The organism is Pseudonocardia sp. MH-G8 (assembly GCF_002262885.1).
Classification (GTDB): Bacteria; Actinomycetota; Actinomycetes; order Mycobacteriales; family Pseudonocardiaceae; genus Pseudonocardia.
This window is the reverse complement of sequence record NZ_NKYF01000023.1, coordinates 109972-130067: the sequence shown is the minus strand read 5'-3', so window position 1 is coordinate 130067 and position 20096 is coordinate 109972. Positions and strand designations below refer to the sequence as shown.

Sequence of the window (20096 nt, the reverse complement as noted above, 5' to 3'; positions counted from 1 at the left end):
TCTGGAGGCTCGTCAGAACTCCGCCAGCGCTGCGTTCAGCGTCGTGCTGGGGCGCATGACCTCGTCGGCCTTGGCCTTGTCGACGTAGTAGTAGCCGCCCAGGTCCACCGGCTCGCCCTGCACGCCGTTCAGCTCCCCGACGATCGTCTCCTCGGCCGCGCCGAGCTTCTCGGCGAGCGGGGCGAAGACCTTCGCCAGCTCCGCGTCGTCGCTCTGCTCCGCGAGCGCCTCGGCCCAGTACAGGGCCAGGTAGAAGTGGCTGCCCCGGTTGTCGAGCTCGCCCGCGCGCCGCGACGGCGACCGCCCGTTCTCCAGCAGCGCCCCGGTGGCGTCGTCGAGGGTCGTGCCGAGCACCTTCGCCCGCGGGTTGTCCGTCTTGTCGGCGAGGAACTCGAAGGAGACCGCGAGCGCCAGGAACTCCCCCAGGGAGTCCCAGCGCAGGTGGTTCTCGCGCACGAGCTGCTGCACGTGCTTGGGCGCCGAGCCGCCGGCCCCGGTCTCGAACAGCCCGCCGCCGTTCATCAGCGGGACGATCGAGAGCATCTTCGCGCTGGTGCCCAGTTCCATGATCGGGAACAGGTCGGTGAGGTAGTCGCGCAGCACGTTGCCGGTGACCGAGATGGTGTCCTCGCCGCGCTTCGCCCGCTCGAGCGTGTAGCGGGTGGCTTCGGCCACCGGGAGGATCTCGATGGTCAGCCCGTCGGTGTCCTCCTCGGCGAGGTAGGCGCGCACCTTCTCGATGACCTGGGCGTCGTGCCCGCGGGTCTCGTCGAGCCAGAAGACGGCCGGGACGCCGGTGGCGCGGGCGCGCGAGACGGCGAGCTGCACCCAGTTGCGGATCGGCGCGTCCTTGGTCTGGCAGGCGCGCCAGACGTCACCCGCGGCGACCTCGTGCTCCAGCAGTGTGGCGCCGGCGGCGTCGACGACGCGGACGGTGCCCGCCGCATCGATCTCGAAGGTCTTGTCGTGGCTGCCGTACTCCTCGGCCTTCTGCGCCATCAGCCCGACGTTCGGGACGGTGCCCATGGTGGTCGGGTCGAACGCGCCGTGCTCGCGGCAGAACGCCAGGGTCTCGGCGTAGAGCGGGGCGTAGGACGAATCCGGGATGACGAACTTCGCGTCCTGCTGCTCGTTCGCGGCGTTCCACATCTGCCCCGACGAGCGGATCGCGGCCGGCATCGAGGCGTCGATGATGACGTCGCTGGGCACGTGCAGGTTCGTGATGCCGCGGTCGGAGTCGACCATGGCCAGGGACGGGCCGCTGTCGTAGGTGGCGGTGATGGCCTTCTCGATGGCGGCGCGCTTGTCGGCGGGCAGCTTCTCGAGCGCGGTGAGCACGCTGGCCAGCCCGTCGTCCGGGTCCGCTCCGACGCTCGCGAGGTCGTCCCCGTACTGCGCGAACACGTCGGCGAAGTAGATCTGGACGGCGTGCCCGAACAGGATCGGGTCGGACACCTTCATCATCGTGGCCTTGAGGTGCACCGAGAACAGCACACCCTTCGCCTTGGCGTCGGCCACCTGCTCGGCCAGGAACGCCCGCAGCGCCCCGGCGCGCATGACCGCGGCGTCCACGACCTCGCCCGCCTGGACCGGCACGGCCGGCTTGAGCACCGTGACGGTGCCGTCGGCGGCCACGTGCTCGATCCGCAGCTCGCCGGCCTCGGCGACGGTGACGGAGCGCTCGGAGTGGCGGAAGTCGCCGTCGGACATCGTGGAGACGTGCGACGCGGACTCGCTCGACCACGCGCCCATGGAGTGCGGGTGGGAGCGCGCGAAGTTCTTCACCGACGCCGGCGCCCGCCGGTCGGAGTTGCCTTCACGCAGGACCGGGTTGACCGCGCTGCCCTTGACCGAGTCGTACGCCGCGCGCGCGGCGCGCTCCTCGTCGGTCTGCGGGTCGTCGGGGTAGTCGGGCACCGCGTGCCCGGCGCCCTGCAGCTCCTTGATCGCCGCCTTCAGCTGCGGGATCGAGGCACTGATGTTCGGCAGCTTGATGATGTTGGCCTCGGGCGTCTTCGCCAGCGCGCCGAGCTCGCCCAGCGCGTCCGGGACCAGATCGAACGCCGCGAGGACGCGGGCGGCGAGCGAGATGTCGCGGGTCTCCACCGCGACGTCCGCCTTGCCGGCGTAGGCCTCGATGATCGGCAGGAACGAGTGCGTGGCCAGCGCCGGCGCCTCGTCGGTGTAGGTGTAGATGACCTTCATCGTCTGTCTCGGCCTGCCTCGTGACGGGTGCATCGGACTGGTGTGGCGGAGCGCGCCTCCCGCGCCACACGCTATCCCGAAGCCACACCGGTCCGCGTCACAGAGGCGCGAACGCCACAATCCCGGCTACCGTGGGAGCACACACCGTCTCGGGGAGGCAGGGCCGTGGCCAGGATCACCGTTCCGAAGCTCGAATCCTCGACCTTCAAGGGATGGGCGTTCGTGCTGGTGGCCGGGGTGGTCCTGGCGGCGATCGCGCTCCTCGACCGGGGTGGGCTGAACGAGGTGGCCGCGGCCGACGGCTCCACCGGGTGCCGGCTCGAGGTGTCCGCCGACGAGCTCAACATCCGCACCGGACCGAGCCCGGGTGCCGCGCTCGTCGAGACCCTCGCCCGCGGCGCGGTGGTCGACGGCACGCGCATCGTCACCGACGGGTTCCGCGAGCTGGAACAAGGGCGCTGGGCCGCGGACCAGTTCCTGACCCCCCTGCCGAACACCAACTGCGCTTGAGCAGACTCAGCACGATGATCACGGTTCGCGCGACCGGTCCCGCCGCGTGACCGGCATCAGCCCCACCCGCGTCATCGGCGGTCGGTACGTGGTGCTGGGCGAGCTCGCCCGCGGCTCCGCCGGCGTCGTCTGGCGTGCCCAGGACCGGGTGACGGGCCGGCAGGTCGCGGTGAAGGAGCTGCACCCACCTGCGGGGCAGGGCTCCGAGGAACGCCTGCTGTTCCGCGAGCGGCTGCTGAAGGCGGCCCGCGCGGCGGGCCGGACCGACGCGCCGGGCATCGTCACCGTGCACGACGTCGTGACAGACGACGGGGTCGACCACATCGTCACCGAACTCGTCGAGGCGCCGACCCTGGCCGATCAGGTGGCCTCCGCCGGACCGCTCGACCAGCGCGCGGTCGCCGCGCTCGCCGGGCAGCTCGCCGCGGCGCTGCAGGCGATCCACGCCGCCGGCATCGTGCACGGCGGCCTGGCACCGGCGGCCGTGCTGCTCGGTCCGGGCACGCAGGTGCGCCTCGCCGACCTCGGGATGTCCGAGGCCGCGGGCGAGTGCGCGAGCCCTCCGGCGCCCGGCTACCTCGCGCCGGAGCTGCGCGACGGTGGCCCGGCCACCGCGGAGTCGGACGTGTGGGCGTTGGGCGCCACGCTGTGCCACGCGCTGCACGGCAGGCCCCCCGAGGCCGGCGCCTCGCGCGCGGACACCGGCGGCCCGCTCTCGGCGCTGCTGGCCGGGATGCTGCACCGTGAGCCGCGGGCCCGGCTGACGGCCCTGCAGGTGACGGCCCTGCTCGAGTCGGAGGCCCCGCCGCCGTCGCGGTCCCGCGCCACGCGCCGGTGGTGGCTCGCCGCAGCCGCCGTGCTGGCGGTGCTCGCCGGCGGCGTCGGCGGGTTCGCGCTGGCGCGCCCGGGTGCACCGGAGGTCCGCACGCTCACCCACGGGGAGGGCGGCGAGGTGCCGCTCACCTCGCTGAGCGACGCCGCCTGCCTGCGCGGCCCGCTCGCCGAGGCGGCCTCCGTGAGCTGCGCGGAGCCGCACGAGCTGGAGGTGGTCGCGACGCTCGACCCGTTCGGACCCACGGCGCGCGACCCCGGAACCGACCGGGTCCAACGGTTCGCGTCGGCTGCCTGCGCCGCGGCGGTCGAGGCGCTCGTCGCGCAGCGGGACGGGCTGGAGATCGTCGCCCTCGTCCCGGCGCGCGCCGTGTCCGCGGCTGACGGTGCTCCCGGCGACCGTGCGGTGCACTGCCTGGTCCGAGAGGACGACGGCGCCCCCATGGTCGGCAGCCGGATCTCGGGTGTGGGCGGCTGAGCGGCGTGGTCTGATGGCGGGGTGAGTAGTACCGCCACCCACCGCAACGTCGAACTGGTCGTGTCCGCCCTCACCGCGGGCGGCGCCGACCCGGCACGGATCGGGCGCCTGAAGGTGCTGCCCGACGCCGTCACCACCGCGGCGGCTGCCGCGGCCGCCCTGGGTGTCGAGGTCGGCCAGATTGCGAACTCGCTGGTCTTCGACGCCGACGGCGAGCCGCTGCTCGTGCTCACCTCCGGCGGCCACCGCGTCGACACCACCGCGGTCGCGGAGCGGATCGGCGTGCAGCGCCTGCGCCGCGCGTCGCCGGACTTCGTGCTCGCGGCCACCGGGCAGGCGATCGGCGGGGTCGCCCCGGTGGGGCACCCGGCGCCGCTGCGCACGCTCGTCGACCGGGCGCTGGCGGCCTACGACGAGGTGTGGGCGGCGGGCGGCATCCCGCACGCCGTCTTCCCGAGCACCTTCGCCGAGCTGGAGGCGGTCACCGGAGGCGAGCCGGCAGACGTGGCGTGACGGGCGCAGTCGCGTTCACCGATCAGCGGCCAGCACCGCCGCGAGGCCTTCTTGCAGGTCCTTGACGAAATACCCGGGAACCTCCAGCGACGGGAAGTGTCCCCCGGACTCGGCGAACCTCCATCGGACGATCTGCCGGTACCGCTCCTGTGCCCAGGGGCGCGGACACTTCTCGACGTCGCGGGGATACCCGGTGATCGCTGACGGGACGTCGACCCGGAGTTCGGGATCGAGCGAGTTGTGGCTCTCGTAGTAGATGCGGGCCGCCGACGCGCCGGTCCGCGTCAGCCAGTACAGGGTGACGTCGTCGAGGATCCTGTCCCTGGAAATCGTCTCGAACGGGCTGTCTCCGGTGTCCGTCCACTCGGCGAACTTGTCGAGGATCCAGGCGAGGAGCCCGACCGGTGAGTCGACGAGGGAGTAGCCGATGGTCTGCGGTCGGGTCGCCTGCAGCTTCGCGTACGCCGCGCGGCGGAGCCAGAAATCGCGGGTTTCCTCGGCCCATTTGCGCTCGTCCGCCGTCAGCCCGTCCGTCGTCAACCCGGGTGGCCCCTCCGCGAACGTGGTGTGGATGCCGAGGACGTGCGCCGGGAACCTGCCGCCGAGGACCGTGGTGATATTGCCTCCCCAGTCGCCGCCGTGGGCTGCGAACCTGTTGTAGCCGAGCCGCCCCATCAGTTCCACCCATGCGGCCGCGATCTTCTCGGTTCCCCACCCGGTGGTGGCCGGCTTGTCGCTGTAACCGAATCCCGGCAGCGACGGGACCACGACGTGGAACGCCGGCGCGTCGACATCTTTCGGGTCTGCCAACTCGTCCACCACGTCGATGAACCGCACAACGCTGTCCGGCCAGCCGTGCGTCAAGATGAGAGGAGTGGCATCCGCGCGCGTGGACCGGCGGTGCAGGAAGTGGATTCCCAGACCGTCGATGGTCGTGCGGAACTGGCCGATCCGGTTGAGGCGCTCTTCGAACGACCGCCAGTCGTACCCGGTGCGCCAGTAGTCCACGAGATCGACGAGGTCGGCGAGAGGAACGCCTTGATCCCATCGGCGGGGGTCGGGCGCGGCGCGATGGACCGTCTCCGCCTCCGGTAGCCGCGCCGCGGCCAATCGCGCGCGCAGATCGTCGAGGTCGGCGTCGGTCGCGTGGGCTTCGAACGCTCGCACGTCGCTGGTGGGGCGGGACATGAGACCTCCTGGCATTGCGGAACCGGCTTAGACGGTTCTAGCATGGCCTCGTGCCGGTGAGCAACGAGCGCATCCCCGCCCGCGGCCAGGACGGTCGAGACCGGCGATCGGGGCTAAGGTGGTTCCATGCGTGCGGGATTCCCCGACTTCCGCCTCGGCAGCGTGCTGGCGACGAGCTTCACCGGAACCCTGACGGAGCGTCATGGCGACGCTGTGGAGCGCATTCCCACGCCGCAACGACTCGTCGACTGGCTGGCGGTGAACGGCCTGGCGGTGGACTCCTGCACCGCCGCCCAACTCGAACTCGCGCGGGAACTGAGAGAATCGATTCACGCCGCTGCGACAGCGGCCGCGAGCCAGGGTGCTCTCCCTGCGTCTGCTGTCGACATCATCAACGACCGCAGCGTTCAGGGTCGGGCCGCGGCTGTTCTGACGCCCGACGGCGAGCGTCAATGGCAGCTCAGCTCGGCTTCCCGCGTAGAAGATGCCCTCGGTGTGATCGCCGCCGACGCGATCGGCATCATCGCGGGCGAACGAGACGGGAAGTTGGCCTTGTGCGCATCGCCGACCTGCCGGGCCGCATTCTTCGACACCAGTCAGAGCCGAACCCGAAGATGGTGTGACATGAACACGTGCGGGAACCGTCAGAAGAAGGCGCGCTTCAACGCCAACCAGCGCAAGGCCACCTGACGCTTCCGCCCGGCGTGGGCGTCGACCTGACGGTGCTCGCGCACCGGCCCTGCGAGGACGGTTGAAACTCAAGCCGCTCGAGGTCCCAGAGTGGGCACCATGAACGACAACCACCTGTACTCCATCGGGCACGCGGCACGCCGCACCGGGCTGAGCGTGAGCGCCATCAGGTACTACGCCGACGCCGGCGTCATCGCGCCCGCCGAGCAGACCGTCGGCGGGCACCGGCTCTACGACATCGATGCCATCGCGCGGCTGGAACTCGTCCGCACCCTGCGGGAGCTGGGCGCGGGCCTGGAGGGCATCCGCGGGCTGCTGGCCGAGGAGACCAACCTGCACGACCTGGCCGCGACCCACCTGCAGGTGGTCGAGCGGCACCTGCGTGACCTGCGCGCCCGGCGCGCCGTCCTGCGCACCATCGTCAACCAGCCCACCACCATCGACCAGGTGGCCCTCATGCACGGCCTCGTGCCCATGTCCGACGACAGCCGCAACCTGCTCCTGGACGAGTTCTGGGGCGAGGTGACCGAGTGCAGGCCGGGGAGGCCGAGCGGTCCGGAGTGCCGCCGGAGTCACCGCGGGCACAGGAGATCGCCGAAGCCGTCCTGGCCTCGCTCGCCGACCTCGCCGCCGATGCCACCGGCGCGCCCCTCGGCGAGCAGGAACTCGTCGACCTGCGGCGGTCCATGACCCACCCGGATCCGGACTGCGCAGCGCGTGAGCACGCCGAGCGGGCCGTGTCCAGATTCGACGAGCTGCTCGGCACCTACCTGTCCCTGATGGCCACCATCAACGAGACCTCGCCGGACGAGTGGCACGTGACCGGGCCGAGCGACGAGTGGATCGCCGCCGCCCTCCGCGCTCCCGCCGACGCGTGACTGGCCGGGCGTGCTAATTTCTGGCCATGCGGCCAGAAATTGAGCCTGATGGTCAGAAACGGACGTCCTACATCGAGGAGGCCCGCCGTGCCCAGATCATCGAGAGCGCCATCGAGACCTTCGCGGAGCTGGGCTACGCCAACACGTCGCTCGCCCGCATCGCCGAGCGCGTGGGCATCAGCAAGGGCGTGATCTCCTACCACTTCGCAGGCAAGGCCGAGCTGATGGAACAGCTGGTCGAGCAGGTCTACCGCGAGATCACCCGGTTCGTCCTGCCGAGGATGGAGCAGGAGACGACGGCCACCGGCGCGCTGCGGGCGAACATCCGCGCGGTCGCCGCGTACATGCGGGACCAGCCCGCCCGGCTGCTCGCTCTCGGGGAGATCTTCAACAACCTCCGCACCCCCGACGGCAAGCGGCGCTACGGCGTCGTCTCGAACGAGCCGATCTACGCGGCGCGGGCGGAGCAGTTCCGGCTCGGTCAGCAGACCGGCGAGCTCCGCCCCTTCGACCCCCTCGTCATGTCCATCACCGTGCAGGACGCCATCGACGGCATGTTCGCCTACTGGGTGACCTACCCGGACCACGACCTGGAAGCGCACGCGGACGAACTGGCGGACCTGTTCGTGCACGCCACCCGCGCCGAACGCCCGGGAGGAACGGGAACCCCATGACGCAACCCGCCGGCCGTCCGACCGTCTCGCCCACAGCTCGCCCCCGGCTCCTCTACGTCGACAACCTGCGCACCGCCCTGACGGTCCTCGTGGTGATCCACCACGCAGCCATCACCTACAGCAACATCCCGCAGTGGTACTACGCCGAGGCGCCGACCGACTCCTCGGGAACGCTCCTGGACGTGCTGCTCCTGCTCAACCAGGCGTTCTTCATGGGCGCCTTCTTCCTCATCTCCGCGCTGTTCGTGCCGGGCTCCTACGACCGCAAGGGCGCGAGGCGCTTCCTCGCGGAACGGCTGCTGCGCCTGGGGGTCCCCCTGCTGATCTGGCTGCTGGTGCTCCGTCCCGTGGTGACCGTCGGCCGCTACGCCGCCGCGTGGGACGCCGCCGCCCAGCAGGGGATCGACCTGCCCTACTGGCAGTACTACCTGCACTCGTTCACACCGGGACCGATGTGGTTCGTCGAGGTGCTGTTCGTGTTCAGTGCGCTCTACGTCCTCTGGCGGCGCCTGGCCGTCGGGGAGCGGCGCGGATCCGGATCGGTGCCGGCCACGGACCGGGCGCCCGGCGCCGTCGCGATCGTCGGGTTCACCGTCGGGTTGGCGCTGGTGACCTACTTGTGGCGCATGGTGGTGCCGATGGGTGTATCGGTCCTGGGGCTGCCCACGCCCGCCTACCTGCCGCAGTACGCGGCGATGTTCACCGTCGGGCTGGTCGCGGCCCGGCGCGGCTGGCCGGCGGGCCTCTCGAGGGCGGCGGGCCGGGCCGGGTTCGCCACCGCGGCCTTCGCCGCGGTGGCGCTGGTCCTCGTCCTGGTCTCCGCAGGCGAGGCGATATTGGGCCGCGGAACCTGGCCGTCCTTGATGGCGGCGACCTGCGAGTCGGCGCTCGCGGTCGGCGTCACCCTGGGCCTCCTGGTGCTGTTCCGGGAGCGCGGGAACCGGCAGGGACGGGTCCACCGGTACCTGTCGGCGCACGCCTACACCGTCTACGTGATCCACCCGGTCGTGCTGGTCGGCGTGGGCTACGCCCTCAGCGGCGTGCCGGCGCCGGCGGTGGCGAAGTTCGTGCTGCTCGCCGTTCTCGCGGTGCCGCTGTGCTGGGCGATGGCGTTGCCGGTACGCGCCCTGCCGGGCGCCCGGAAGGTGTTCTAGCGGTACAGCCGGACTTCGTGATCTGCGCGACGGGTGCCGTGGCGGCGCCGGAAGCGCCGGCCAGACCGGTGATCATCGCAGCTCCGGGGCATGCGCGGTGACGGTGATCGGTGGAATCGGGACCTCGCAGCCACTGGGGTCAGGTGCTTCTCGGAGTGATCACCATCCGCCATCCGGCGCCCGGTCGGCAACGCTACCGAGCGCACCGCCGGCACGCTCCGCCCCGCGTCTCCCGATGACCGGATGATGACTTGGTTGCGCCGGTAGCCGTCCCCGACTGAGGAGCACGCCGGACCGGCGATCATGACTGGCGCCATCACCATCTACCGCTGTACCAGCTGTGACACAGCACACCTCACGATGCGCGCTGTCACAACGATCGGGTCGCCGGCATCTCGTGTTCGTTCGTTGTTCGACACCACGAGTGAGGACGAGGCCATGGACTCCCGGTTCAACCTGATGGACAGCCCGACGGCCGCGAAGGTCGTCAAGCGGTTCTACAACGCTTCTCTTGCCCTGGACCAGTCGACGCTGCCGAAGGCGCTGCGGGAACTGGTGGAGCTGCGCGTCAGCCAGATCAACGGCTGCGGTTTCTGCACCGACCTGCACGCCACGGAGGCCGCGGCTGCGGGTGAGTCGTCGGTCCGGCTCAACCTGGTCGCCGCCTGGCGCGAGTCCTCCGTGTTCACCGAGCCCGAGCGGGCGGCGCTGGCGCTGGCCGAGGAGGGAACCCGGCTCGGCGACGCCCACCGGGGTGTTTCCGCGGAGACCTGGACCGAGGTGCGCAAGCACTACGACGACGACCAGATCGGTGCACTGGTCTGCGCCGTTGCCATGATCAACGCGTCCACGCGGATGAACGTCATCGTGCGGAACCCGGGGGGTTCGTACGCGCCCGGCATGTTCGCCGCGCTCGTTCAGGACTGATCGGAGGGTGAGCGCCGGACGGCGTACCGGACGTGGACGGCGTAGGGCGAGTGGTGCACCGAGAGGATCTCGAGGTCGACGTCGTGGTCGAACCCCTCGAAGAGCCGCTTCCCGCGGCCGAGCAGGACGGGAGCGGTGGTGATCCCGAGCTCGTCGACGACCCCGGCCGCGAGGGCCTGCCGGATGGTGTCGGCTCCGCCGCCGATCGCGACGCCACCGTCGCCCGCCTCCCTCCGGGCGGCCGCCAGCGCCTCGTCGAATCCTTCGACCAGGAGGAAACCCGCGTCCGGGTCGGGCTGGTCCGCCGTGCGGTGCGTCAGGACGATCATGGTGCCGCCGAACGGGTTGTGGCCGCCCCAGGCGCCGGAGCTGTCGTACATGCCTCGGCCGCACAGGCCACCGGTCGTCCCCTCGAGCAGCGCGTCGTAGTAGGCCCGGTCGGCGTCGGTCATGCCGGCTCCGGGTTCGCGGTCGGTGGCGTAGGTCCACGGGCCGCCCATCACCCAGTAGTGGAGCCGCTCGCCGCCGACGCCGAGCCCCTGGCCCGCGCGGTCGTCGGGGCCGGTGATGTAGCCGTCCAGCGACACGGTGATGGCGGCCTTGACCGGGCCGGGGTTCTCGGCGGTGCCCATGGGTGCCTCCTCGGAGTGGGATGCAGGTCGGACCGATCGCCGGGCCCGAATTCATCGGTCGCACCACCCGACGGGATCGCTACTTCGCGGGGAGATGTGCCCTTGCGGCCGCCCGGAAGCCCGTGACCAGGGGATTCGGGTCGTCGATGCGGCTTGCCATGACGACCTTGCTGGTGGGACCGCCCTCGAGCGGGATGGTGGCCAGGTCGGGGCGGAGCGTGCTGCGCCGGTCGCCCGTCGGCAGCACCGCGATCGCCCGACCTCCCGCGACGAGTTCGAGCTTGTCCTCGAAGCTCTCGACCGCTGGCCCGGCCGGCAGCGGGCCGGGGCCGAGCAGCCGGTAGGCGCTCCACGCGCTCGCGGCGGCGGGGCAGGGGAACGGCCGCTCGTCGGCGAGGTCCTCCGGGGTCACCGATTCGCGGGCGGTCAGGGGGTGGCCGACCGGAACCACGAGCATCCGCGGTTCCTCGTACAGCACGGTCGCGCGCACCTCGTCGGTCGGGAACGGGAGCGGGCTACGAGCGACCAGGACGTCCACGCGGCCCTCGGTGAAGGCGTTCAGTTCCTTGCAGTCCAGGTGACGGGTGTCGATCTCGGCCTCCGGGTGGCGGCGGCGCAGCTCGCGGACCGCGGGGGTGATGACCAGGTCCTCGACGTAACCGATGGTGACCCGGATGGCCGGTGCGTGCGCGCGAGCGGTCCGCGCTGCCCGTCGCGCCGCGGCCAGCAGTGCGTGCGCTTGGGGGAGGAACGCCTCCCCCGCCTCCGTGAGACGGCTGCCCTGCGGTGTGCGGTCCAGGAGGCGTACCCCGAGCCGCTGCTCGAGGCGCTGGATCTGGCGGCTCAGCGACGGCTGCGCCAGGTGCAGCTCGGCGGCTGCCCTGCCGAAGTTCAGATGCTCCGCGACCGACGTGAAATAGCGCACCAGTCGCAGTTCCAGATCCTCGCCGAGGTCGTTCACCCACCTGACAGTACCGCCATGCGGTTCCGGTATGGCGGAGTGCGAACCAGATCTTGGACAGCCGTTCCGGACTGCGGTTTGACTCGTGGGCGCAGGTGGCGACGACGAGGAAGTGGAAGCGATGCCGACGAACACGATGAAGGCGATCCGGCTGCACGGGCACGGTGGTCCCGAGGTGCTGCGCTACGACGAGGTCCCGATTCCGGAGCTGGAGCCCGGCGAGGCACTCGTCCGCGTTCACGCGGTGGGTGTCAATCCTCCCGACTGGTACGTGCGCGAGGGGATGACCAACCTGCCCCCTGCGATGAGGCCGCCACTGGGCTTGCCCGCCGTTCCGGGGACGGACGTGTCGGGCGTCGTCGAGGCCGTCGCCGCGGATGTGGACGGTCTCGCCGTCGGCGACGAGGTCTTCGGTCTCCTCCGCTTCCCCGGTCCCGAGGGCGGCACCTACACCGCGAGCGCCTACGCCGAGTACGTGGCCGCGCCCGCGTCGGACCTGGCACGCAAGCCGAGCGGTGTCGATCACGTGCATGCGGCGGGGGCGCCCATGGCGGGGCTCACCGCGTGGCAGTTCCTGATCGAGCTCGGGCATGATCACCCGTCGCCGTTCCAGGCGGCCCAGCACCGCCCGATGGGTCTGAACGCCGAGAGGACGGTGCTCGTCAACGGTGCTGCGGGCGGTGTGGGGCACTTCGCGGTGCAGTTGGCGAAGTGGAAGGGGGCACGTGTCATCGCGGTGGCGTCGGCCGCGCACGAGTCCTTCCTGCGGGAACTCGGCGCCGATGAATTCATCGACTACACGAGGAATCGTCCCGAGGAGATCGCACACGACGTCGATCTCGTGCTCGATACCGTCGGAGGTCCCGACAGCGGCCGTTTACTGCGGACGCTCAAGCGCGGGGGAGCGTTGTTCCCGGTGTTCTTCGCTGAATACGACTCCGAGGAGACTGCGAAGCTCGGCGTCACGACCTCGGGCACCCAGGTACGCGCGAACGGCACACAACTGGCAGAACTCGGACGCCTGCTCGATGCCGGAACGCTGCGCGTGGCCGTGGACAGCACCTTTCCGCTTTCGGACGCTCGACGGGCGCACGAACGGGCCGCCCGCGGGCACCTCCAAGGCAAGATCGTGCTCACGGCTGTGTGAGGAGCGCGCGCAGGTGATCGACGACGACCCGGACCGCGGGTCCCGTGCTCCGGTCCGGATGGGTGACGAGGTGGACGGTGCATGCGGCCACCGGCGGCCCGGCCAGGGCGACGAGGGTGCCGTCCTGCAGTTCCGCGGCGGCGGTGACGGCGGGCAGGACCGTCCAGCCGAGGCCGGCGGCCACGCACCGCTTCACGGCTTCGATGCTGCCGAAGCGGGTGCGGCGGGCAGCGGGTTGACCGGCGGCCAGGAGCCTGCGGGCGGCGTCGTCGCTGTAGCTGCATCCCTCCTCGAGCAGGAGCGCGTCGCGGCCGGCGAGGTCGGACCAGGTGACGGGCGCGGCGGTCCGGTCCCGGTCCGGTGCGTCGAGCAGGACCACGTCCTCGGTGCCCACCGCGTCGAGGTGCAGGTCGGCCACGGTGAGCACGGGTTCCAGTACGAGTGCGATGTCGGTGCTCGCCCGGCGCACGGCGTCCAGCGCGGCGGCAGTGCCACCGGGGGCCAGCGCGAGCCGGACGGCGGGCTCCGCGGCGCGCACCGCAGCGACCAGGGCCGGGAGCCGCGAGGCGCACAGGGACTCCGGCGCGATGAGCCGCACGGTGCCGGCGGGTCGCCCGGCGCGGGAGGGCACCTCGGCGACCATCCGGGCCTGCAGGCTCAGCAGCTGTTCGGCGTAGGGCAGCAGCCGCAGCCCCGCCTCGGTGGGGACCGCTCCCGCCGGGAGCCGGTCGAGCAGCCGGGCGCCGAGGCGCCGTTCGAGGGTCTGGACGTGGCCGGTCACGGTGGACTGGACGTATCCCAGCTCCCGGGCCGCGGCCGTGAAGCCGTGGCTCTGCACGACCGCGACGAAGGTGCGCAGCAGTTCGGTGTCCACCGGCCGCCTTTCCGTTCCGTGATGGGTTCGATCGGTCTTCATCGTTGGACGCGATGGGAGGCAGAGGCAAGTATCGGGGCATGACCGAGATCGATGTTCCTGCCCGCGGGCTGCCCGTCGCGGTGCTGCGCTACGCCGCCTTCACCTCGGAGCAGGGGCGGGGCGGCAACCCGGCGGGCGTCGTGCTGGATGCGGCCGGCCTGGACGGCGCGGCGCGGCTCGCGGTGGCGGCCGAGGTGGGCTACTCCGAGACCGCGTTCGTCGAGGAGACCGGCACGCCGGGGCGCTACCGCGTCCGCTACTGCAGCCCCCAGGCCGAGGTCGCGTTCTGCGGGCACGCCACGATCGCGACGGCCGTGGCGATCGCCGAGCGGCACGGCGCGGGCCCGCTGGAGTTCGAGACGGCGGCCGGGCTGGTGCCGGTGCGCACGGCGGCGACCGGTGCGGGCTTCACGGCCACGTTGACCAGCGTGGCGTCCCGCACACGGCCGGCCGGGGCCGAGGAGCTCCACGCCGCGCTCGCGGCACTGCGGTGGACCGCGCAGGACCTCGACCCCCGCTACCCGGCCCACGTCGCGTTCGCCGGCAACGAGCACCTCGTACTGGCGGTGCGCGACCGCGACCGGCTGGCCGCGCTGGACTACGACTACCCCGCCCTCGACGCCCTGATGTCGCGGACCGGCTGGACCACCGTGCACCTGGTGTGGGCCGAGGGCCCGACGTCGTTCCACGCGCGCGACCCGTTCCCGCCGGGCGGGGTGGTGGAGGACGCCGCCACCGGGGCGGCGGCCGCGGCGTTCGGCGGGTACCTGCGCGCGCTGGGCCTGGTCGAGCTCCCCGCCCGCGTCGCGATCAGGCAGGGGGAGGACATGGGCCGCCCGAGCGACCTGCTCGTCGACGTACCGGCCGACGACGACCGCATCTCGGTGACGGGCACCGCCGCTCCGATCCGCTGAGAAGGCGCCATAGGAACCCCCTATGTCGCCTGCTGGCTTTTGGTCTTTGCTGCCGGCTCCTTTCCGGACGTACCGTGAAACGCGTCGACGAGGTGCTCACCGCGATTTCTCGAAAAGATTCGCGCGCTACGCACGTCGATCCTCCTTCCGCGGGGCGGACGAAACGAAATCGAGAGGACCGGTGGCATGACCACGATCGAGAACGGATCGGGAACGCGAGAACTCGCGGGAAAGCGAGCCCTGGTCACGGGTGGCTCCCGCGGAATCGGAGCGGCCATCGTGCGCCAGCTCCTGGACGCGGGCGCCGAGGTGCTCACGACCGCCAGGTCGGCGACGAGCACGGTGCCGGAGGGCGCCACGTTCGTGGCCGCCGACGTGCGGAGCCGGGCCGGCGCGGAGGCGGTGGCCGCGGCCGCGCATGAGACGTTCGGTGGGGTGGACATCCTGGTCCACAACGCGGGTGGGGCGCAATTCCACAGATCCGCCCTGGCCATCCCCGACGAGGAGTGGCAGGACTCGCTGGACCTGAACTTCCTGGCGTCGGTGCGGCTGAACGCCCTGCTGGCACCGGGGATGCGGGACCGGCGTTCGGGGGCGATCGTGCACGTGTCCACGGCCGCGGTGGTCCCCCCGGCACCGATTGTCCTGCACTACCAGGCGGCGAAAGTGGCGCTGGAGAACTACAGCCGCGGGCTGGCCGCCGAGCTGGCCCCGTCCGGGGTGCGCGTCAACACCGTGAGCCCGGGCCGGACCGCCACACCCGGCGGCGAAGCGACGCGGAAGAAGTGGGCGAGCCTCGACCTGGGGCCGGGCGCGACCGACACCCCGCCGCTGGGGCGCGACGGTCAGCCCGACGACATCGCCCACGCAGTGCTGTTCTTCGTGTCCGACCGGGCGAGCTGGCTGACCGGGCAGGTCCTCGTCGTCGACGGCGGCGAATACCCCCGTGGGTGACGAGGACGTGACCCCGTACAGCGACAAGAACGTAGTGATCACGGGCGGCGGCGCCGGCATGGGGTTCGCGTTGGCCGAGCTGCTGGTGGACGGCGGAGCCCGGGTCGTCATCACCGGTCGGTCCCAGGCCACGCTCGACGCGGCGCGGCATCTCGGCGAGAACGCGGTGGCCGTCCGGGGCGATGTGGCCTCGCTGCCCGATCTGGATGCCTTGGCCGATCGGGTGAAGAGCGAACTCGGCTCGATCGACGCCCTGTTCGTGAACGCCGGCATCGCACGCACCACGCCCTTCGATTCGACGACCGAGGAGGTGTTCGACGAGATGCTCGCGATCAATGTCAAGGGCGCCTTCTTCACCGTGCAGAAGCTCGCCCCGCTGCTGAGCACGGGCGCGGGAGTCGTCTTCACCACGTCGGCCGCCAACGTCATCGGGATGCGGGACACCAGCGTCTACGCAGCAGGCAAAGCGGCGTTGCGCTCGATGGCCCGCAGCTTCTCCCGCGAGCTTCTCCCGCGCGGGATCCGGGTCAACGCGGTCAGTCCCGGTCCCATCGACACGGGGATCCTGGAGAAGGTGATGACCGGGGAGGCGGCCGAGCAGTTCAAGGCGCAGGTGCTCGCGGACAATCCCATGCAGCGCTTCGGCACCCTCGACGAGTTCGCCAGAGCGGCTGCATTCCTCGCCTTCGAGGCCACCTACACCACCGGTGCGGAGTTCGCCGTCGACGGCGGCCGCACCCAGCTCTGAGGGGCCCTGATCGGCCGTCAGGACACCAGCGCGAGGGCTGCGGACTCGTTCCAGGTCTCCTGGCGCAGGAGCTCGAGCAACGCCGTTTCCGCCGGGCCCGCGGGGTGCCGGACCACGGCGATGACGGGTTGGGACACCACCGGGGACAGCGGGCGCGCGAGGTGCTCGTACCCGTGGGGCACCACGGACGCCGGGACGAGCGTCACCCCCAGCCCCTGGGCGGCCCAGCGCACCGCCGTCGCCGTCTGGGACACGCGGGCGACCGTGGCCGGGGTCAGCTCGCTGTTCCGCAGCACGTCCAGCAGCACGCCGTCGAGCGCGCTGTCGCGATCGAACCTCACCCACGGCTCCTGCTCCAGCTCACGCAGGTCGACCCGGTCTGCGGCGAGCTGCCGGTGCCCGGCGCCCAGCACCACGACGAACTCCTCGTCGCCGAGGTGGTGGGCGTCGTCGGGGGTCTGCTCGCAGGCCGCCATGAGGGCGAGGTCCAGCACGCCCCGGCGGCCCAGCCGCTCCAGCTCGGCGGAGCTGGGCTCCTCGAAGACGGTGACCTCCAGCCGCGGGAAGCGGCGGCGCAGCGCGCCCAGCGCGCCCGGCAGCTGCCGCGTGCCGAACCCCATCTGCACCGCGACCGACAGCTCGCCCACCAGCTCGTCGGCACCGGCCCGCGCCGTCGCCCTCGCCCGCCGCGACGCGCTCACCGCGACCTCCGCCTCCCGCAGGAACGCGCGGCCGACCACGGTGGGCACCGATCCGGTCGGTGTGCGGGAGAACAGCGTCACGCCGAGCTCCCGCTCCAGGTTGCGGATCTGCTGGGACATCGACGGTTGGGCGACGTGCAGCAGCTCCGCCGCCGCTGTCACCGAGCCCGCCTCGGCGACGGCCAGGGCGTACTCGTACTGGCGAAGGCTCATCCGCTCCCGGCTTCCTCCCTGCGGTGAACTGCCGCCCACCGTTGCATCGGTGTAATCATAGGCCCGTTCTGCACGTGCGGGACGACATCGCCCGGCTCAACGGCCCACCGCGGTCTCCCGCTCGACCCGCGACAGCTTCTCGGGGTTGCGGACGACGTAGAGCCCCGTGATCAGGCCGTCGTCGATCCGCACCGCCACGATGTTGTCGATCTCCCCGTCGATCCGCACGATCAGAGCGGGGCAGCCGTTGATCTGCGCCGGCTCGGCCGCCGCCATGCCGACGATCTTGGGCAGGCCCGCGGCCAGCAGCCGCGCCACCTTGTCGGCGCCCGCGACGGGGCGCAGCACGGCCTGCACGACCCCGCCCCCGTCGCCCAGCAGGACGACGTCCGGCGCGAGCATGTCGACCAGGCTCTGCAGATCCCCCGTGTCGATCGCCCGTTGGAACGCCGCGAGCGCGTCCCGGGACTCGGCGGAGGTGACGGCGCCGCGCGGCCGGCGCGCAGCGACGTGCGCCCGCGCCCGGTGGGCGATCTGGCGGACCGCGGCCGGCGTCTTGTCGACGGCGTGCGCGATCTCGTCGTACTCCAGGTCGAACACCTCGCGCAGCACGAACACCGCCCGCTCGGTCGGCGCGAGCGTCTCCAGCACCAGCAGCATCGCCATCGAGACGCTCTCGGCCAACTCGACGTCCTCGGCCACGTCCGGCGCGGTCAGCAGCGGCTCGGGCAGCCAGGGGCCGACGTAGGACTCCTTGCGGCGTCCGAGGGTCCGCAGCCGGCTCAGCGCCTGGCGGGTGGTGATCCGGACCAGGTACGCACGCTGGTTGTGCACCGTGTCGAGATCGACGTCCGTCCACCGCAGCCAGGTCTCCTGCAGGACGTCCTCGGCGTCGGCCGCCGATCCGAGCATCTCGTAGGCGACGGTGAAGAGCAGGTTGCGATGGGCGACGAAGGCCTCGGTGGCGGAGTCCATGCGCTCGTTCACGGGTGGCTCCTGTCTGTTCCGTCTCGACTGCGGTCATCCATCAGACGCCCGAGCTCGCGGCCGTGTGACATCGAAGGGCTCGGACACATGCTGTGACGCAGGGCACGCGACCGTGCTGTCACAGGAGCCCAGCGGCCGGCATCTCGTGGTCGTCCGATGCAGCACCACGACACACCACGAGTGAGGACGACCTGATGGAACCCCGTATCAACCTGATGGCCAACGGGACCGGCGTCAAGATCGCCAAGCGGTTCGCGGGTCTCGGCCACGCGATCCAGGAGACGTCGCTGCCGAAGGCCACGCAGGAGCTGGTGTCGCTGCGCGCCAGCCAGATCAACGGCTGCGGCCCGTGCCTCGACATGCACACCAAGGAGGCCGCGGCCGCCGGGGAGACCGCGGTCCGGCTGCACCTGGTCGCCGCGTGGCGCGAGTCGACCGTGTACACCGAGGCCGAGCGGGCCGCACTGGCGCTCGCCGAGGAGGGCACCCGGCTCGCCGACGCCCACCCCGGCGTGTCCGACGAGACCTGGGCCGAGGTGCGCAAGCACTACGACGACGACCAGATCGCCGCGCTGGTCTGCCTGGTCGCCATGATCAACGCCGCCAACCGGCTCAACGTGATCGTGCGCAACCAGGGGGGTTCCTACGAGCCCGGCATGTTCGCCCACGCGATGAGCTGATCGGGAGGACTCGCCGGCCACGTTCCCGGCTGCGATACGCGGTTAAGGCCAGGCTAGCCTCAGGTTCCCGCGATCACCTGGAGGCCCCGTGTCCGCCGCAGATCCCGTCGGATCCCTCAGCCGGCGCCGGCTGCTCGTCGGCGCGGGTGCGCTGGGGCTGCTCTCGGCGTGCGGTGGCGGTGGCGGTGGGTCCACCACCGCACCGCCCCCCGCGCCCGGTGCCCCGGGTGCGTTCCCGCTCACGGTCGAGCACAGCAAGGGCGCCACCGAGATCGCGAGCGCCCCGCAGCGTGTGGTCACCGTGGGCTTCAGCGACCAGGACCCGGTGCTCGCGATGGGCGTCCGTCCGGTGGCCGTCACCGACTGGTACGGCGACCACCCCCACGCCACCTGGCCGTGGGCGCAGGACGAGCTCGGGGACGCGCAGCCGGCGGTGCTGAACCGGGGCGCGTTCACCGGCACCCCCGACTACCGGTACGAGGAGATCGCCGCCCTCGCCCCGGACCTGATCGTCGGGCTCTACACCTCTATGGACGACACCCAGTTCCAGACGCTGTCGCGGATCGCGCCGACGGTCGGCCCGCCGGCCGGCTACCCCGAGTGGGGTGCGCCGTGGCAGGAGTACACGCGCCTCGCCGGTCGCGCGCTGGGTGCACCGGAGCGGGCCGAGGAACTGATCGCCGGCATCGACGCGCAGCTGGCCGCGACGCGGGCGGCCCACCCGGAGTTCGCGGGCCGCACCGCCGTCGTCGCGGAGCGGTTCGAGCCGGGTTCGTCGTTCGTCCGCTCCCCGGGTGACCCGCGCTCGCAGCTGGTCACCGCGCTCGGGTTCACGATCCCGCCGGAGATCGTCGAGGTCGCAGGCGAGCTGGACGGCGGGACCCTCAGCGACGAGCGGATGGCCCTGCTGGACCGCGACGTGCTGATCTGGAACACCGGCTTCAGCCCCGAGGTGCGCGCCCAGGTCGAGGCCGCGCCGCTGTACTCCCAGCTGCAGGTGGTGCGCGACGGCCGAGCGGTCTTCGTGGACGACCCGCTGGTCTCCGCCGCGTGGACCTGGGGCACCGTGCTGAGCCTGCCGACGGTGATCGACGCGCTGGCGGGGCAGCTCGCCGGCGCGCTGGCGTGACCGCACGCTATTCCCGCTGCCTCCTGTGATCTGAACCGTTCGGGGGAGCGGTCGACCGGGGCAGCT

General features: G+C 71.8%; 22 protein-coding genes. 15 read left to right on the top strand and 7 right to left on the bottom strand.

Annotation, left to right across the window (positions count from 1 at the left end; all coding sequences use genetic code 11):
* Nucleotides 1–12 precede the first annotated feature (12 nt).
* On the bottom strand, nt 13–2205 hold the full coding sequence (locus CFP66_RS35095; protein ID WP_094929632.1) for an NADP-dependent isocitrate dehydrogenase: 2193 nt from the start codon (nt 2203–2205) through the stop codon (nt 13–15).
* A gap of 165 nt (nt 2206–2370) precedes the next feature.
* On the opposite strand from CFP66_RS35095, the gene CFP66_RS35090 reads away from it, so the two are divergent.
* Genes CFP66_RS35090 through CFP66_RS35080 form a run of 3 tightly spaced genes read left to right on the top strand, consistent with a single transcriptional unit; the run spans nt 2371 to nt 4537 of the window.
* Nucleotides 2371–2715 (top strand): hypothetical protein, encoded by a 345-nt coding sequence (locus tag CFP66_RS35090; protein ID WP_094929631.1) that lies wholly within the window; start codon nt 2371–2373, stop codon nt 2713–2715.
* Nucleotides 2716–2761: 46 nt separating this feature from the next.
* Nucleotides 2762–4024 (top strand): serine/threonine-protein kinase, encoded by a 1263-nt coding sequence (locus tag CFP66_RS35085; RefSeq protein WP_094929630.1) that lies wholly within the window; start codon nt 2762–2764, stop codon nt 4022–4024.
* A 21-nt stretch (nt 4025–4045) separates the two neighbouring features.
* Nucleotides 4046–4537, top strand: coding sequence for a YbaK/EbsC family protein (locus CFP66_RS35080; protein WP_233159966.1), 492 nt, complete (start codon nt 4046–4048; stop codon nt 4535–4537).
* A gap of 15 nt (nt 4538–4552) precedes the next feature.
* Here the strand turns inward: CFP66_RS35080 and CFP66_RS35075 are convergent, their stop codons facing one another.
* A complete protein-coding gene (locus tag CFP66_RS35075; RefSeq protein WP_094929629.1) occupies nt 4553–5725 on the bottom strand; it encodes an epoxide hydrolase family protein in 1173 nt (390 codons plus the stop codon).
* Between the two features lie 126 nt (nt 5726–5851).
* On the opposite strand from CFP66_RS35075, the gene CFP66_RS35070 reads away from it, so the two are divergent.
* The 6 genes from CFP66_RS35070 to CFP66_RS35045 all read left to right on the top strand — a co-directional run bounded on the left by CFP66_RS35070 (nt 5852) and on the right by CFP66_RS35045 (nt 10048).
* On the top strand, nt 5852–6415 hold the full coding sequence (locus CFP66_RS35070; protein ID WP_094929628.1) for an ABATE domain-containing protein: 564 nt from the start codon (nt 5852–5854) through the stop codon (nt 6413–6415).
* A gap of 99 nt (nt 6416–6514) precedes the next feature.
* Entirely contained in the window at nt 6515–7105 is a 591-nt protein-coding gene (locus tag CFP66_RS35065; RefSeq protein ID WP_094929679.1) for a MerR family transcriptional regulator, read from the top strand.
* Nucleotides 7106–7152: 47 nt separating this feature from the next.
* Nucleotides 7153–7293 carry a hypothetical protein gene (locus tag CFP66_RS49455; protein ID WP_158228326.1) on the top strand — a complete coding sequence of 47 codons (141 nt, stop codon included), beginning with the start codon at nt 7153–7155 and terminating at the stop codon, nt 7291–7293.
* Nucleotides 7294–7319: 26 nt separating this feature from the next.
* On the top strand, nt 7320–7967 hold the full coding sequence (locus CFP66_RS35055) for a TetR/AcrR family transcriptional regulator (protein ID WP_094929626.1): 648 nt from the start codon (nt 7320–7322) through the stop codon (nt 7965–7967).
* A complete protein-coding gene (locus tag CFP66_RS35050; protein WP_094929625.1) occupies nt 7964–9121 on the top strand; it encodes an acyltransferase in 1158 nt (385 codons plus the stop codon). The genes CFP66_RS35055 and CFP66_RS35050 overlap by 4 nt, the downstream gene beginning before the upstream one ends.
* A gap of 438 nt (nt 9122–9559) precedes the next feature.
* Nucleotides 9560–10048 carry a carboxymuconolactone decarboxylase family protein gene (locus tag CFP66_RS35045; protein ID WP_094929678.1) on the top strand — a complete coding sequence of 163 codons (489 nt, stop codon included), beginning with the start codon at nt 9560–9562 and terminating at the stop codon, nt 10046–10048.
* Here the strand turns inward: CFP66_RS35045 and CFP66_RS35040 are convergent.
* Complete coding sequence (locus CFP66_RS35040; protein ID WP_094929624.1) at nt 10039–10680, bottom strand: dihydrofolate reductase family protein; 642 nt, start codon at nt 10678–10680, stop codon at nt 10039–10041. The genes CFP66_RS35045 and CFP66_RS35040 overlap by 10 nt on opposite strands.
* A 79-nt stretch (nt 10681–10759) precedes the next feature.
* Nucleotides 10760–11641: a LysR family transcriptional regulator gene (locus CFP66_RS35035; protein WP_094929623.1), complete on the bottom strand. Its 882-nt coding sequence runs from the start codon at nt 11639–11641 to the stop codon at nt 10760–10762.
* A gap of 175 nt (nt 11642–11816) precedes the next feature.
* On the opposite strand from CFP66_RS35035, the gene CFP66_RS35030 reads away from it, so the two are divergent.
* Nucleotides 11817–12788, top strand: a complete 972-nt coding sequence (locus tag CFP66_RS35030; RefSeq protein ID WP_369805239.1) for an NADP-dependent oxidoreductase — start codon at nt 11817–11819, stop codon at nt 12786–12788.
* Here CFP66_RS35030 and CFP66_RS35025 read toward each other — a convergent pair.
* A complete protein-coding gene (locus CFP66_RS35025; RefSeq protein WP_158228325.1) occupies nt 12775–13662 on the bottom strand; it encodes a LysR family transcriptional regulator in 888 nt (295 codons plus the stop codon). The two genes, CFP66_RS35030 and CFP66_RS35025, sit on opposite strands and share 14 nt — an antisense overlap.
* An 80-nt stretch (nt 13663–13742) precedes the next feature.
* Between CFP66_RS35025 and CFP66_RS35020 the strand changes: the two genes are divergently transcribed.
* The 3 genes from CFP66_RS35020 to CFP66_RS35010 all read left to right on the top strand — a co-directional run bounded on the left by CFP66_RS35020 (nt 13743) and on the right by CFP66_RS35010 (nt 16320).
* Entirely contained in the window at nt 13743–14618 is an 876-nt protein-coding gene (locus CFP66_RS35020) for a PhzF family phenazine biosynthesis isomerase (protein WP_094929621.1), read from the top strand.
* Nucleotides 14619–14804: 186 nt separating this feature from the next.
* A complete protein-coding gene (locus CFP66_RS35015; RefSeq protein WP_094929620.1) occupies nt 14805–15572 on the top strand; it encodes an oxidoreductase in 768 nt (255 codons plus the stop codon).
* The gene (locus CFP66_RS35010) at nt 15565–16320 is read left to right on the top strand and encodes an SDR family oxidoreductase (protein ID WP_255413915.1); all 756 of its coding nucleotides are present in this window, start codon (nt 15565–15567) and stop codon (nt 16318–16320) included. Before CFP66_RS35015 ends, CFP66_RS35010 begins: the two co-directional genes overlap by 8 nt.
* Before the next feature lie 17 nt (nt 16321–16337).
* On the opposite strand, the gene CFP66_RS35005 is transcribed toward CFP66_RS35010, so the two are convergent.
* Together CFP66_RS35005 and CFP66_RS35000 are read right to left on the bottom strand one after the other, a co-directional pair.
* Nucleotides 16338–17234: a LysR family transcriptional regulator gene (locus CFP66_RS35005; protein ID WP_094929619.1), complete on the bottom strand. Its 897-nt coding sequence runs from the start codon at nt 17232–17234 to the stop codon at nt 16338–16340.
* A gap of 96 nt (nt 17235–17330) precedes the next feature.
* The gene (locus CFP66_RS35000) at nt 17331–18209 is read right to left on the bottom strand and encodes an RNA polymerase sigma-70 factor (protein ID WP_094929675.1); all 879 of its coding nucleotides are present in this window, start codon (nt 18207–18209) and stop codon (nt 17331–17333) included.
* Between the two features lie 206 nt (nt 18210–18415).
* On the opposite strand from CFP66_RS35000, the gene CFP66_RS34995 reads away from it, so the two are divergent.
* Both CFP66_RS34995 and CFP66_RS34990 read left to right on the top strand, forming a co-directional pair.
* A complete protein-coding gene (locus CFP66_RS34995; RefSeq protein WP_094929618.1) occupies nt 18416–18901 on the top strand; it encodes a carboxymuconolactone decarboxylase family protein in 486 nt (161 codons plus the stop codon).
* 88 nt (nt 18902–18989) lie between these two features.
* Nucleotides 18990–20030 carry an iron-siderophore ABC transporter substrate-binding protein gene (locus CFP66_RS34990; RefSeq protein ID WP_094929617.1) on the top strand — a complete coding sequence of 347 codons (1041 nt, stop codon included), beginning with the start codon at nt 18990–18992 and terminating at the stop codon, nt 20028–20030.
* Nucleotides 20031–20096: the final 66 nt, after the last annotated feature.